The 13,358-nt window shown below is 72.8% G+C and carries 11 protein-coding genes; 5 read left to right on the top strand and 6 right to left on the bottom strand.

Going from position 1 to position 13,358, the window contains the following annotated elements; translation table 11 throughout:
• Positions 1-321: 321 nt before the first annotated feature.
• From A5643_RS11895 to A5643_RS11885, 3 genes are read right to left on the bottom strand one after another with little or no spacing between them, the layout of a single operon-like run.
• Complete coding sequence (locus A5643_RS11895) at positions 322-1,086, bottom strand: cutinase family protein (RefSeq protein WP_066855439.1); 765 nt, start codon at positions 1,084-1,086, stop codon at positions 322-324.
• A gap of 53 nt (positions 1,087-1,139) precedes the next feature.
• The gene (locus tag A5643_RS11890; RefSeq protein ID WP_066855437.1) at positions 1,140-1,553 is read right to left on the bottom strand and encodes a ChaB family protein; all 414 of its coding nucleotides are present in this window, start codon (positions 1,551-1,553) and stop codon (positions 1,140-1,142) included.
• Positions 1,554-1,583: 30 nt separating this feature from the next.
• On the bottom strand, positions 1,584-2,102 hold the full coding sequence (locus A5643_RS11885; RefSeq protein WP_231995543.1) for a DUF1360 domain-containing protein: 519 nt from the start codon (positions 2,100-2,102) through the stop codon (positions 1,584-1,586).
• Positions 2,103-2,208: 106 nt separating this feature from the next.
• Between A5643_RS11885 and A5643_RS11880 the strand changes: the two genes are divergently transcribed.
• Positions 2,209-3,324 (top strand): Rv2629 family ribosome hibernation factor, encoded by a 1,116-nt coding sequence (locus A5643_RS11880; RefSeq protein WP_066855431.1) that lies wholly within the window; start codon positions 2,209-2,211, stop codon positions 3,322-3,324.
• 31 nt (positions 3,325-3,355) lie between these two features.
• On the opposite strand, the gene A5643_RS18470 is transcribed toward A5643_RS11880, so the two are convergent.
• A complete protein-coding gene (locus tag A5643_RS18470; protein ID WP_197497717.1) occupies positions 3,356-3,511 on the bottom strand; it encodes a DUF6131 family protein in 156 nt (51 codons plus the stop codon).
• Entirely contained in the window at positions 3,508-3,756 is a 249-nt protein-coding gene (locus A5643_RS11875; RefSeq protein ID WP_066855428.1) for a hypothetical protein, read from the bottom strand. Before A5643_RS11875 ends, A5643_RS18470 begins: the two co-directional genes overlap by 4 nt.
• Before the next feature lie 211 nt (positions 3,757-3,967).
• Here A5643_RS11875 and A5643_RS11870 point away from each other — a divergent pair, with 211 nt between their 5' ends.
• Positions 3,968-6,289 (top strand): molybdopterin oxidoreductase family protein, encoded by a 2,322-nt coding sequence (locus tag A5643_RS11870; protein ID WP_066855425.1) that lies wholly within the window; start codon positions 3,968-3,970, stop codon positions 6,287-6,289.
• On the top strand, positions 6,286-6,771 hold the full coding sequence (locus A5643_RS11865) for a hypothetical protein (RefSeq protein ID WP_066855422.1): 486 nt from the start codon (positions 6,286-6,288) through the stop codon (positions 6,769-6,771). Before A5643_RS11870 ends, A5643_RS11865 begins: the two co-directional genes overlap by 4 nt.
• A 6-nt stretch (positions 6,772-6,777) precedes the next feature.
• Here the strand turns inward: A5643_RS11865 and A5643_RS11860 are convergent, their stop codons facing one another.
• A complete protein-coding gene (locus A5643_RS11860; protein ID WP_066855419.1) occupies positions 6,778-7,131 on the bottom strand; it encodes a hypothetical protein in 354 nt (117 codons plus the stop codon).
• Between the two features lie 117 nt (positions 7,132-7,248).
• Here A5643_RS11860 and A5643_RS11855 point away from each other — a divergent pair, with 117 nt between their 5' ends.
• Positions 7,249-11,817, top strand: a complete 4,569-nt coding sequence (locus A5643_RS11855; protein WP_066855416.1) for an ATP-dependent helicase — start codon at positions 7,249-7,251, stop codon at positions 11,815-11,817.
• 31 nt (positions 11,818-11,848) lie between these two features.
• Positions 11,849-13,333, top strand: coding sequence for a bifunctional phosphatase PAP2/diacylglycerol kinase family protein (locus A5643_RS11850; RefSeq protein WP_066855413.1), 1,485 nt, complete (start codon positions 11,849-11,851; stop codon positions 13,331-13,333).
• The last annotated feature ends 25 nt before the right edge of the window (positions 13,334-13,358 follow it).

The following is a 13,358-nucleotide window of genomic DNA, read 5'->3' as shown; positions in this document are numbered from 1 at the left end:
GCATCCGCGGGATCAGTCCCCAGCGCTGAAACGCCGCGCAGTTCGCGCGTTGGGTGTGCTCGTCGCCCGCCCCGCCGCCTGCGCCGGGTGCGCCGCCCGCGCCGCCTGCGCCGGCCCCGCCGCCCGCGCCGGTGAACTTCGGTAACTGAGCTCAGGTCGTTTGCCCGGCCCGCGGGCCGGGCAACCCTGAGTCATGGCGTTCGCGCAATACCAGGACGAGATCTACCGCGATGGCCGGCACGGGGAGAACCCGGCGCTGCCGATCACGTTCGCCGGACTGGAGGCGGCCGCGGCGGCGGCGATGTCCCCGGCGGTCTGGGACTACGTCGCCGGCGGGGCGGGCGGCACGATCGCCGGCTGTTCCGGCGCCGGCGGGACCGGGACGCCGTTGATCCGGGCGGCGGCGAAGTCCGCGCCCTGGTTGATCACCGCCGGGTTGTTCGCGTAGCTGTTGTGCGCACCGAAGTCCAGACCCAGCGAGCAGACCGCGTCTTCAGGCACACACAGCTGAACCGTCTTGTCCCGGTAGAGCGGGCCGATGGCCACCGGCGGCTCGTTGAGGAAGTTCATCGCCCGCACGTTCGGCAGGGCGTAGAGCACCACCGCGGACACACTCTCGGCCACCGACGGGTCCAGCGGTTTGGGCACCGTGGCCGGGTCGACCCCTTCGGGCACCTCCGCGGAGGTGACGAAGCCCATCACCGCCGCGCCCTGCGAATAGCCGCCCAGCACCATCTTGGTGTTCGGGCAGGTGTTAGCCGTGTCCACGACGTGGGCGCCGGCGTCGCGGATGCCGTCGACGCCGGTGGCCCACTGGTCGGTCGCCGGGTAGTTGACCGAATAGACATCCATCGACTTGTCCGGCAGGCGCGAGCGCAGGGCGTCGATGAAGGCTTGTCCGGTGGGGCCCGGCCCGGCCGGCTCACCGGTGCCCCGGGCGAAGACCACCTCCACGTCGGGGCACTGCGCGGCGGCCGCCGGCGGCGCGGTGGTGGACGTGAGAGCCAGCGTCCCGATGCCGCCGGCGGCGAGCGCCGCCGAGCCCAGGACGCGGGCGAGTAAACGAGTGTGATGACGTGCGTTCATGGCCACAACAATGCCCCCGCCTCAGAATTTCTAAACACGGTCGCGCTGCGACTTTAGCGCGCTCGGACCCGACGGTTGTGCTTTTTGATCGCCTCGACCAGTTCGGGTTTGTTCATCGTCGACCGCCCGCTGATGTCCAGGCGACGCGCCAGGTCCAACAGGTGCCGTTTACTGGCGTTGGCGTCGACGCCTTCGGCCGATGGGCCGCGGTTGTTCGGCCCGCCGCCCTCGGCGCGGCGATCCGACGGGCCGCGCCGCTTCTTGGCCTCCCAGTGGTCGCCCACCTTCTCGTAGCTGTGTTTCAGCGCGGCGTAGGCCACCCGGTGGGCGCGGCTCTCACTGCCGTACTCGCTCAACGCCGAGTCGTGGGCCTTGGCGAAGGTGCGCTGCGCCTTGCGGTCGGAGCGGCGCAGCGTGCTGGGCAGTTCGTCGCGCTTGGCTGCGCCGCTCTTGGTGGTCTTGGGCATGATTCCTCCGCGGTCGTGGGGTCGATTGGTCTACTGCTCGGCCAGCCGCTGGGCGCGGGCGTAGGCGAGCTGCAGGAAGTCTGCTCCGGCCACCGCGCTGAACCCGCCGGCAACCAGCCGCGTCAACCGCGGGGCGAACAGCAGCCCGATGACGAACGCGGTCGCGGCCCACATGTCCAGGCAGAACGGGCAGGTCAGCAACTCCCCCAGGCTGTGCCGCACCGGCCCGTCGCGGCGGGCGTCCTCGTTGACCTCGGCGGGACCGCCGGTCTCGGCGTACCGGGCCACCGGAGCCCGCAGCGGGCTGGTCACCGCGTCCTTGGTGACGGTCCGGGACAGCTTGTGGGTGCCCAACGTCACCAACAGCAGATCCTGGACCCGCCAGCGGTCCGGCAAGGACCGGCCGGTGGCCGCGGCCAGCACCGCGGTCACCGCCACCAGCGCGGTGTAGACGCCGAGCACCACCACATACCCGCCGAGGGGGCGGGGCTGGTCACCGCGGTAGGCGTCGGCCTCTGCCCGGGCCCGGTAGGCGAGGGCGTCTGGCACCGGAGCGTTCTCGTTCACACTGCGGCGGTTACCCGCAACCATCCCCCGGCAATCAGGCCGACCCGCCCCACGTTTGGTCGGCACCTCCCCCGGCAACCCGACTGCCATGGACGCTGAACGCTTGCGATCGTTGCTGGCCGGACGACGGCCGTTCGCATCGGTCTATTTCGACGATTCGCACGACACCGAGGACGCCGCGGCCCAGCTGGACCTCAAATGGCGGGCCGTGCGTGAGCAGTTGGCCGAGCGCGGCGCCGACGAGGCCGTCATCGCCGCCGTCGAGCGCGCCGTGTTCGAGCTACGGTCACCGGTCGGCTCGAGCGGGCGGGCCGTCATCGCCGACGCCGACGGCGTGCTGCTCAACGAGCATCTGATCCGGCCCACCCCGCCGATCGTGCGGGTCTCGGCGCTGCCCTACCTGGTGCCGCTGATCGAGCACGGCTACGACCGGTCGGGATACCTGCTGGCGGTGGTCGACCACCGCGGCGCCGATCTCACCGTGCACCGCGACGGCCGGCTGCAGACCGAGACCGTCGACGGCGGCGGCTACCCGGTGCACAAGGCCGCCGGCGCGGAAACCGCCGGGTACAAGGATCCGCAGCCGCGCAGCGAGGAGGCGGCGCGCAAGAACATCCGGGCCGTCGCGGTGCGGATCACCGAGTTGGTCGACGACACCGGCGCCGACCCGGTCTTCCTGGTCGGCGAGGTCGGGTCGCGCAGCGATGTGACGGCCGCCCTGCCCGACCGGATCGCCGAGCGGGTGGTGGTGTTGCCGGTGGGCGCGCGGGACAGCGGACACGACCTCGACGAAGTGCAGGACGGCATCGAGGCCGAACTGCTCAAACACCGGCTGGGCGAGATCGACGCCGCGGCGCAACGGTTCCGCGCCGAGATCGACCGGCCCGAGGGGCTGGCCGTGGCGGGTCTGGGGCCGGTCTGTTCGGCGGTGAACCAGGGTGCGGTCGAAACGCTGATCATCGGTGAACTCGGCGACGCCACGGTGGTCACCGACGCCGAGGTGACGGTGATCGCACCGGATCCCGACACGCTCTCCGCATACGGCGCCCAACCCACTCACACCGTGCGTGCCGACGAGGCGCTGCCGGCCGGCGCGCTGACGGTGGGCGCGACGGTGGTGCGCACCGACGAGCGCATCGACCCGGCCGACGGCGTCGCCGCGACGCTGCGCTACCCCGTGACAGCAGTGCCGGGCTCATCGTGAGCCACGACGAGCCCGGCACGGCCGGTAGCGGTCAGAACCAGTAGCGTCTGCCGGCGACCGGCCGGCCCACCGCACCCAGCAGCCAGAAGATCGCACCGATCACCAGCAGGATGATCCCGATCGTCCACAGCGCCGGAATGGCGAGCACGTAACCGAGAATCAACAAAATGATGCCGAGCACTATCATGACAACTCCATTTCTCGTTGGACCTCTTGCCAGATCGGCTGCATCGAACTGGGTTCGGGCAGCCGGCAATCGGTGACCTTCGGGTTGACGCCGAAATAGTTCAACGGGCCGGAAATGATCGTCACCGCGATCGTTCCCGCTGTAGCACAACTGGTTTCGGTGTTCTGCAGATAGCCGCGCTGCCAGGTCGCCAGCAGCCCGATCAGCAACCACACCAGCACGACCACGCCGAGAATTCCACGCATTGCGGCTCCCTTCTCCGCCGGCCCTGCCAGCGTTCACCGCCCCGCCCGAGCGGGCCGGCTGATGAACTCATACCCGAGCGGCCGACTCCTCAAACTTCGTTACGCGACTGAGCGGAACGATACCCCCGTGCGCGGCATAGCGGACCGGAAAACGGGTAGGCCAACCGCATCGGACGACACAGCCGGCGAGCCGGCCCGGGAGGAGGAGGCCATGGCAGACCGCATCGCCGACCCGTGGGGCGTCCGAACCCCCTACGCCCCGGGCCAGCCCTGGCCGACCCGGGTCGACGGCTACCTGGCCGCCGGAATCGACGCCGACGATGTCGACCGGTGGGTGCCGTCGGCCGCCATCCTGCACTCCAACGGCGACGGCCTGGACATCGCGGTCAAAGAAGAGCGCATCGTCGGAGTGCGCGGCCGGCGCGACGACCGGGTCAACCACGGCCGGGTCGACCCCAAGGACCTGTTCGGTTGGCAGGCCAACCATTCCGGTGACCGGCTCACCGCGCCGCTGATCCGCCGCGGCGGCGAGCTGGTGGAGACCGACTGGGACACCGCGCTGGGCGCCGTCGTCGATCGCAGCCGCGAACTCCTGCGCGAGCAGGGGCCCACCGCGATCGGCTTCTACACCTCCGGGCAGTTGTTCCTCGAGGAGTACTACACCCTCGGGGTGATCGCCCGCGGCGGGCTGGGCACCAACCACGTCGACGGCAACACCCGGCTGTGCACCGCGACCGCCGAATGGGCGCTGAAGCAGTCGTTCGGTTGTGACGGGCAGCCGGGCTCCTACACCGACGTCGACCACGCCGACGTCATCGCCCTGTTCGGCCACAACGTCGCCGAAACCCAGACCGTGCTGTGGGCGCGCATCCTGGACCGGCTGGCCGGGTCGGATCCGCCGCAGATCATCTGCGTCGACCCGCGGCCGACACCGGTCGCGCGGGCCGCCACCGTGCACCTCGCGCCGCTGCCCGGCACCAACGTCGCGTTGATGAACGGCCTGTTGCACGAGGTCATCACCCACGGCTGGGTCGACCAGGACTACCTCGACGCCCACGTCGTCGGCTATGAGAAGTTGGCCGCCACGGTGGCCGAGTATCCGCCCGCCCGGGTGGCCGAGATCTGCGGTGTCGCCGCCGAAGACCTGCGCCGCGCCGCCCGCATCGTCGGCCACGCCGAGCGGCTGCTGTCCACCGTGCTGCAGGGGTTCTACCAGTCCCATCAGGCCACCGCGGCGGCGGTGCAGGTCAACAACCTCAACCTGATCCGCGGCATGCTGGGGCGGCCCGGCGCCGGGGTGCTGCAGATGAACGGCCAGCCCACCGCGCAGAACACCCGGGAGTGCGGCGCCAACGGCGACCTGCCCGGTTTCCGGAACTGGCAGAACGACGAGCACGTGGCGCAGCTGGCCCGGCTGTGGAACGTCGACATCGCCACCATCCCGCACTACTCCGAACCCACCCACGCCATGCAGATGCTGCGGTTCGCCGAGCAGGGCAGCCTGCGGCTGCTGTGGGTCAGTGCCACCAACCCGGCGGTGTCGCTGCCCGAATTGCACCGTATCCGCAGCATTCTGCGGCAGGAGCGGCTGCTGCTGGTGGTGCAGGACATCTTCTTGACCGAGACCGCCGAGCTCGCCGACGTGGTGCTGCCCGCGGCCGCCTGGGGCGAGAAGACCGGCACCTTCACCAACGTCGACCGCACCGTGCACATCTCCGACCGGGCCGTCGACCCGCCCGGGCAGGCCCGCCCCGACCTCGACATCTTCCTCGACTACGCCCGCCGGATGGATTTCCGCGACAACGACGGCGCGCCGCTGATCTCCTGGTCCGACCCGGAGTCGGCGTTCGCCGCCTGGCAGCGGTGCAGCGCGGGCCGGCCCTGCGACTACACCGGGTTGAGCTATGACAAGCTGCGCCGCTCCGGCGGAATCCAATGGCCCTGCAACGCCGATCATCCCGACGGCACCGAACGGCTCTACACCGATGGCCGGTTCTTCAGCGAGCCGTCCTACTGCGAGACCTACACCAAGGACCTGCTCACCGGCGGGGCGGTCGAGCCCACCGAGTACGCCGCGGCGAACCCGAACGGCAAGGCGATGCTGTGGGGCGCGCGCTACCTCCCGCCGCACGAGATCCCGCACGGGGACGACGGGCTCTGGCTGATCACCGGCCGCACCGTCTACCACTTCCACACCCGCACCAAGACCGGGCGCGCCCCGCAGCTCAACCGGGCGGCGCCGGAGGTGTGGGTGGAGCTGTCCCGCAACGACGCCCGCCGGCTCGGGATCGCCGAGGGCGACGCGGTCGAACTGGTCTCACCGCGCGGATCGGTCACCGCGCCCGCCCGGCTGACCGACATCCGTGACGGGGTGGCGTTCCTGCCGTTCCACTACGGATACTGGGACCGCCCGGCGGGCGGGCATCACCGGGCGGCCAACGAGCTCACCATCACCGACTGGGATCCGGTGTCCAAGCAGCCGCTGTTCAAGACCTCAGCGGTGCGAGTCCGCCGAAAGGACGGTGCAGCGTGAACAAACTGGCTGAACTTCTGCGCCGGCAACACCGGTCCGAGGCGGCCCTGGCCCGCCGGTTGCGCCGGGTCGGGCAGCGCCATCAGACCGACCACGACGTCTACCACCTCTGCGGGGATCTGGCCGCCTGGTCGGAGAGCCACCTGCGTCAGCTGGCCGCCGTCGGCGAACACCACGGGCTGCGCCTCGCTGCGGCGCCCCCGCGGATACACCGGGTCACGGCGTGGCTGCGCACCGCCAACAGCCGGCTGCTCGGGCGGCGCCCCGAGCCGAGCCTGCTGCTGCTGGCCGAACTGGTCGCGCTGTACCGGCAGGCCGCGACCGTGTCGCTGCAGTGGGATCTGGTGGCGCAGGGCGCGCAGGTGACCCGCGACGCCGAACTGTTGGCGGTCGCCGCCCGCTGCCACCCGCAGACGCTGCGGCAGATGCGCTGGTTCGACACGATGGCCAAGGAACTGTCGCCGCAGACGTTGGCGAGCTGACCCGGGTCAGCCGGTGTTGAACACGACGGCCAGTGCCGCCAGGTCCAGCCCCAGCAGCGCCAGCCCGATCAGCGGTACCGCGATTCCCCACCGCTTGGCCGCGGTGACGAACGAGACCAGGATCGTCGCGGCCGCCACCACCACCGGCCCGTAGAACAACACGTTGAACACGAACCCGCTGCGGCCCAGCTCGGGGCACGCGGTGGTGCTGCAGGCCGCCACGCTGAGCAGCGCCCCGGTCGCGACGAGCATCACCAGCGCGGCCGCCGGCACCGTCAACACCGCCAGCACCCAGTTGACCCACGCCGGGACCGTGCGTCCGGCCTGCCGCGGCGCGGTGTCGCTGCCCGACACGGTCATCAGGTTGCCTCCAATCCCAGGTCCGCCGCGAAACACCGCGGATTCTGTCCGGCTACCCGGACCCGGCGCGCCCGAAACCGGGGTGCGGGTGTCGGCGCAGGTTGGCACGATGGCCGGGTGAGCGCCGACCGTCCCGACCAGCCGCTGGCCCGGTTCAGCGCGCTGACCCGGGAATGGTTCACCGGCACGTTCGCCGCGCCCACCCCGGCGCAGCAGCAGGCCTGGACCGCGATCGCCGACGGCCACAACGTGCTCGTCGTCGCCCCCACCGGATCCGGCAAGACGCTGGCGGCGTTCCTGTGGGCGCTGGACCGGCTGGCCGCCGCCCCGGCGGGGACCGGCACTCGGGTGCTGTACGTCTCCCCGCTGAAGGCGCTGGCCGTCGACGTGGAACGCAACCTGCGCACCCCGCTGTCGGGGATCGGCCGGGTCGCCGAGCGCCGCGGCGTGCCCGCCCCGGACATCCGGGTGGGGGTGCGCTCCGGGGACACGCCGCCGGCGCAGCGACGCCGGCTGGTCACCGACCCGCCGGACATCCTGATCACCACGCCCGAGTCGTTGTTTTTGATGTTGACCTCGGCGGCGCGCACCGCGTTGGCGGAGGTGCAGACCGTCATCGTCGACGAGGTCCATGCGGTGGCCGGCACCAAACGCGGTGCCCACCTGGCGTTGTCGCTGGAACGCCTCGACGCCCTGCTGGCCCGGCCGGCGCAGCGCATCGGGCTGTCGGCCACGGTCCGGCCCGCCGACGAGGTGGCCCGGTTCCTCTCCGGAGCGGCACCGACCCGCATCGTCGCGCCGCCGGCGGCCAAGACCTTCGAGCTGAGCGTGCAGGTTCCGGTGCCCGACATGGCCGGCCCGGCCGGCAACACGGTCTGGCCGGAGGTCGAGGCCCGCGTCGTGGACCTCATCGAGGCGCACCGGTCCACGATCGTGTTCGCCAACTCCCGTCGGCTGGCCGAGCGGCTCACCGCCCGGATCAACGAGATCCACGCCGAGCGGCGCGGCGAGGCCGCTGCGGCCGCCGCCAACCCGCAGGTCGCCGGCGGCGCCCCGGCCCAGTTGATGGGCAGCGGCCAAAGCTTCGGCGCGCCACCGGTGCTGGCCCGCACCCACCACGGGTCGGTGAGCAAGGAGGCGCGCGCCGCGGTGGAGGAGGACCTGAAGTCCGGGCGGCTGCCCGCGGTGGTGGCCACCTCCAGCCTGGAGCTGGGCATCGACATGGGGGCGGTGGATCTGGTGATCCAGATCGAGGCGCCCCCGTCGGTGGCCAGCGGCCTGCAGCGCATCGGGCGGGCCGGCCACCAAGTGGGCGAGGTCTCCGCCGGGGTGCTGATTCCCAAGCACCGCACCGATCTGATCGGCTGCGCGGTGGCCACCGAGCGGATGCGCGCCGGGGAGATCGAGACCCTGCAGGTGCCGCGCAACCCGCTAGACATCCTCGCCCAGCACACCGTGGCCGCGGCCGCCCTGGAGCCGGTGCACGTCGACGCCTGGTTCGACACGGTGCGCCGCGCCGCGCCGTTCGCGACGTTGCCGCGCAGCGCGTTCGAAGCCACCCTGGACCTGCTGTCCGGCAAGTACCCGTCCACCGATTTCGCCGAGCTGCGGCCGCGGCTGGTCTACGACCGGGACGCCGGCACCTTGACCGGGCGGCCGGGCGCGCAGCGGCTGGCCGTCACCTCCGGCGGCGCGATCCCGGATCGCGGCCAGTTCAGCGTGTATCTGGCCGGTGACCCGGAGAAGCCGTCCCGGGTCGGTGAACTCGACGAGGAGATGGTCTACGAGTCCCGCCCCGGCGACGTCATCGCGCTCGGCGCGACCAGCTGGCGGATCACCGAGATCACCCATGATCGGGTGCTGGTGATCCCGGCCGCCGGGCAGCCGGGCCGGCTGCCGTTCTGGCGCGGCGACAACGTCGGCCGCCCCGCCGAACTCGGCGCCGCGGTCGGCCGGTTCACCGGTGAGCTCGCCGGGCTGGACCCGGATTCGTTCGAAAGCCGTTGCGCCGAGCTGGGTTTCGACGACTACGCCCGGGAGAACCTGTGGCGGCTGCTCGACGATCAGCGGCTGGCCACCGGCGTCGTGCCCACCGACACCACGCTGGTGGTGGAGCGGTTCCGCGACGAACTCGGCGACTGGCGGGTGGTGCTGCACTCACCCTACGGGCTGCGGGTGCACGGCCCGCTGGCGCTGGCGGTGGGGCGCCGGCTGCGGGAACGCTTCGGCGTCGAGGAGAAGCCCACCGCCTCCGACGACGGGATCGTGGTGCATCTGCCCGACACCCTCGCCGAGGACGGCCCCGACGCGGTGCCGGGCGCCGAACTGTTCGTCTTCGACGCCGAGGAGATCGAGCCGATCGTCACCGCCGAGGTCGGCGGGTCGGCGCTGTTCGCGTCCCGGTTCCGGGAGTGCGCCGCCCGCGCCCTGCTGTTGCCGCGCCGCCGGCCCGGCCGGCGCTCGCCGCTGTGGCAGCAACGCCAACGCGCCGCCCAACTGCTCGACGTGGCCCGCAACTATCCGGATTTCCCGATCGTGCTCGAGGCGATCCGCGAATCGCTGCAGGACGTCTACGACGTGCCCGCGCTGACCGAGCTGATGGCGGCCATCGGCCAGCGGCGGATACGGCTGACCGAAGTGGTGACCCCCACCCCGTCCCCATTCGCGGCGTCGTTGATGTTCGGCTACGTCGGCGCCTTCATCTACGAGGGCGACCGCCCGCTGGCCGAGCGCCGCGCCGCCGCGCTGACCCTGGACCCGAAGCTGCTCGCCGAACTGCTCGGCCGGGTCGAGCTGCGCGAACTGCTCGACCCCGAGGTGGTCGCCGCCACCGGCCGTCAGCTACAGCACCTGACCCCGGAGAAGGCGGCGCGGGACGGCGAAGGCGTCGCCGACCTGTTGCGGCTGCTCGGCCCGCTGACCGGGGAGGAGATCAGCGCCCGCGCCGGCGGTGCGGCCGTCGACGGCTGGCTCGCGGAGTTGGCCGCGGCCAAGCGGGTGGTGCCGGTGGGGTTCGCCGGGACACAGTGGTGGGTGGCGATCGAGGACATCGGCCGGCTCCGCGACGGGGTCGGGGTGGCGGTGCCGGTGGGGGTGCCGGCCGATTTCACCCACCCGGTCGACGATCCGCTGGGTGAACTCCTCGGCCGCTACGCGCGCACCCGCGGGCCGTTCACCACCGCCGCGGCGGCCGCCCGGTTCGGGCTCGGGGTGCGGGTGGCCGCCGACGTCCTCGGCCGGCTCAGCGCCGACGGCCGGGTGGTGCGCGGCGAGTTCGTCGACGCCGAGCATGCCGGCGGTGACCAGTGGTGCGACGCGCAGGTGCTGCGGATCCTGCGACGGCGCTCGCTGGCGGCGCTGCGCGCGCAGGTCGAGCCGGTCTCCACCACCGCCTACGCCCGGTTCCTGCCGGCCTGGCAGCAGGTGGGCGACGGCGCCGGCGGCGGCGGCATCGACGCGCTGGCCGCGGTCGTCGAGCAACTGGCCGGGGTGCCGCTGCCCGCCTCGGCGGTCGAGCCGCTGGTGCTGGCGCCGCGGGTCGCCGACTACTCCCCCGCGCTGCTCGACGAGTTGCTGGCCTCCGGTGAGGTGCTGTGGTCGGGGGCCGGCGCACTCGCCGGCGGACCGGCCGCCTCGGACGGCTGGGTGGCGTTCCACACCGCCGAGACGGCGCCGCTGACCCTCAACCCGGGCACCGAGATCGACTTCACCGACACCCACCGGGCGGTGCTGGCCGCGCTGGCCGGCGGCGGCGCGTTCTTCTTCCGGCAGCTCGCCGAGGCGGCGCTGCCCGGCCCACAGCTCGCCGAAGTGGAGCTGAAAACCGCGCTGTGGGAGCTGATCTGGGCCGGCTGGATCACCGGGGACACCTTCGCCCCGGTGCGTGCGGTGCTGGCCGCCGGGCGGGCGGGGGCCCGCGCGACCCCGGCGCACCGGCAGCGGCGCCGGCCGCCGCGGCTGTCCCGCTACAGCGTGGCCGCCGCCGCGACCCGGGCGGTCGACGCGACCGTCGCGGGCCGCTGGTCGGCGCTGCCGACACCGGAGCCCGACGCGACGCTGCGCGCCCACCACCGCGCCGAACTGCTGTTGGACCGCCACGGGGTGCTGACCCGCGGCGCGGTTGCCGCCGAGGGACTGCCCGGCGGGTTCGCCGGCCTCTACCCGGTGCTGACCGGGTTCGAGGAGGCGGGCCGCTGCCAGCGCGGCTATTTCGTGGAGTCGCTGGGCGGCGCCCAGTTCGCGTTGGCCTCGACGGTGGACCGGCTGCGCGGCTACCTGGGCGGGGTGGGCCCCGAGCAGCGCGCCTATCGGGCGGTGCTGCTCGCCGCCGCCGACCCGGCCAACCCGTACGGGGCGGCGCTGCCGTGGCCGTCGGCCACGCCGGCGGGTTCGGCCGCCCGGCCCGGCCGCAAAGCCGGAGCGCTGGTGGTGCTGGTCGACGGCGAGTTGGTGTTGTTCGTCGAGCGGGGCGGTCGCTCCCTGCTGACCTTCAGCACCGACCCGCAGGCGCTGCAGGCCGCGGCGGGCGCGCTGGCCGAGGCGGTGACCGGCGGGCGGGTCGACGCCCTGCTGGTCGAACGCGTCGATGGCACCCCGGTGCTGCAGGCCGGCGAGGCACCCGGCCCGGCCGCGCTGCTCGGCGCGGGATTCTCCCGCACCCCGAAAGGATTTCGGCTGCGCGGCTGACGGTTCCCCCGCGATGGGGCAGGATTCACCCATGCTCCCTCGACTTTCGCGGCGCTCCCGGCTCACCCGGGTCACCGGCGGGCTGGCGGATCTCGACGTCGCCGTGTACGACGCCGTCGCCCACTCCCCGAGCCGGCTGCTCGACACCACGATGCCGGTGTTGACCCGCGCCGCCGACCACTCCAAATTGTGGCTGGTGCTGGCCGCGCTGTTGGCTGGCAGCGGCCGGCCGGCCGCCCAGCGCGGCGCCGTGCGCGGGGTGCTCACCCTGGCGGTGACCAGCCTGGTCACCAACCAGCTGGTGAAGCGGATCCGGCCCCGCGCCCGCCCCGACATCGCCGCGGTGCCGCTGCTGCGGCGGGCCACCCGGCTGCCCACCTCCAACTCGCTGCCGTCGGGGCATGCGGCCAGCGCGGCCGCCTTCGCGGTCGGAGTCGGTCTGGAAAGCCCCGCGCTGGGGTTGCCGCTGGCCGGACTCGCCGGGCTGGTGGGGCTGTCGCGGGTCGCCACCGGGGCGCACTACCCGGCCGACGTGCTGGCCGGACTGGGGATCGGGGCGACCATCGCGGTCGTCGGCGGCCGCCAGGTGCCGCCGATCCCGCCGGACACCACCCCGCGGGCCGCGCCGCTGCGGGTGGATGCCCCGGCCCGCCCCACCGGGGCCGGGGTGACGCTGGTGGTCAACCCGCAATCCGGGGACGGCCGCGGCGGGGAGATCGCCGAGCAGGTGCGCACCGCGCTGCCCGCGGTGAGGATCGTGGAAGCCGGCGACGGCGACGACCTGGCGCAGCTGCTGCAGAGCGCCGCCGAACACACCGACGTGCTCGCGGTGGCCGGCGGGGACGGCACGGTCGCCGCGGCGGCCGCGGCCGCGATCGACGCCGGGGTCCCGCTGGCGGTCTTTCCCGGCGGCACCTTCAACCACTTCGCCAAGAGCATCGACTGCGACACCGCCGCGACGACGATCCGGGCGATCACCGACGGGCAGCTGTCCCGGGTGGATGTGGTGCGCGTCAACGACGAACTGACGATGCTCAACACCTTCAGCGTCGGCGCCTACCCGCGGTTCGTGCGCATCCGGGAAAGCCTGGAGAAGAAGATCGGCAAACCACTCGCCGGGGCGTACGCCATGCTGCGGGTGCTGCGCGCCGAGTCACCGGTGCGCATCAGCTACGACAACGAGACCCTGCAGACGTCGTTGTTCTTTGTCGGCAACTCCACCTACCTGCCGGCCGGGTTCGCGCCCACCGTCCGCCACCGCATGGACGACGGGCTGCTGGATGTGCGCATCCTGGAGAGCGGGCGGCGGTGGGCCCGGCTGCGGATCGTGGCGGCGCTGCTGGCCGGCCGGCTGCAGCGCAGCAAGCTCTATCACGAGCTGCACGTCCCGGAGTTCCGGTTCACCGTCCTTGACGGGCCGGTGCCGTGCGCCCACGACGGCGAGGTGGGCGCGACCTGTCAGGCCGCGACGTTTCGGGTGCACTACCGCGGTCTGCAGGTGTTCCGGCCGCTGTGATCGTTTCCGCCCGGCCCGCACCGGG

The sequence above is a fragment of the Mycobacterium sp. 1274756.6 genome (assembly GCF_001668625.1).
Lineage (GTDB): Bacteria > Actinomycetota > Actinomycetes > Mycobacteriales > Mycobacteriaceae > Mycobacterium.
The sequence above is the reverse complement of the archived record's forward strand: the minus strand, read 5'-3'. Positions and strand labels throughout refer to the sequence as shown.

Excerpts from the sequence above, each read along its gene's own strand:
- A5643_RS11850 (WP_066855413.1), top strand. The coding sequence starts at position 11,849 with ATGCTCCCTCGACTTTCGCGGCGCTCCCGGCTCACCCGGGTCACCGGC.
- A5643_RS11890 (WP_066855437.1), bottom strand. The coding sequence starts at position 1,553 with ATGCCCAAGACCACCAAGAGCGGCGCAGCCAAGCGCGACGAACTGCCC.
- A5643_RS11880 (WP_066855431.1), top strand. The coding sequence starts at position 2,209 with ATGGACGCTGAACGCTTGCGATCGTTGCTGGCCGGACGACGGCCGTTC.
- A5643_RS11875 (WP_066855428.1), bottom strand. The coding sequence starts at position 3,756 with ATGCGTGGAATTCTCGGCGTGGTCGTGCTGGTGTGGTTGCTGATCGGG.
- A5643_RS11870 (WP_066855425.1), top strand. The coding sequence starts at position 3,968 with ATGGCAGACCGCATCGCCGACCCGTGGGGCGTCCGAACCCCCTACGCC.
- A5643_RS18470 (WP_197497717.1), bottom strand. The coding sequence starts at position 3,511 with ATGATAGTGCTCGGCATCATTTTGTTGATTCTCGGTTACGTGCTCGCC.
- A5643_RS11895 (WP_066855439.1), bottom strand. The coding sequence starts at position 1,086 with ATGAACGCACGTCATCACACTCGTTTACTCGCCCGCGTCCTGGGCTCG.
- A5643_RS11860 (WP_066855419.1), bottom strand. The coding sequence starts at position 7,131 with ATGACCGTGTCGGGCAGCGACACCGCGCCGCGGCAGGCCGGACGCACG.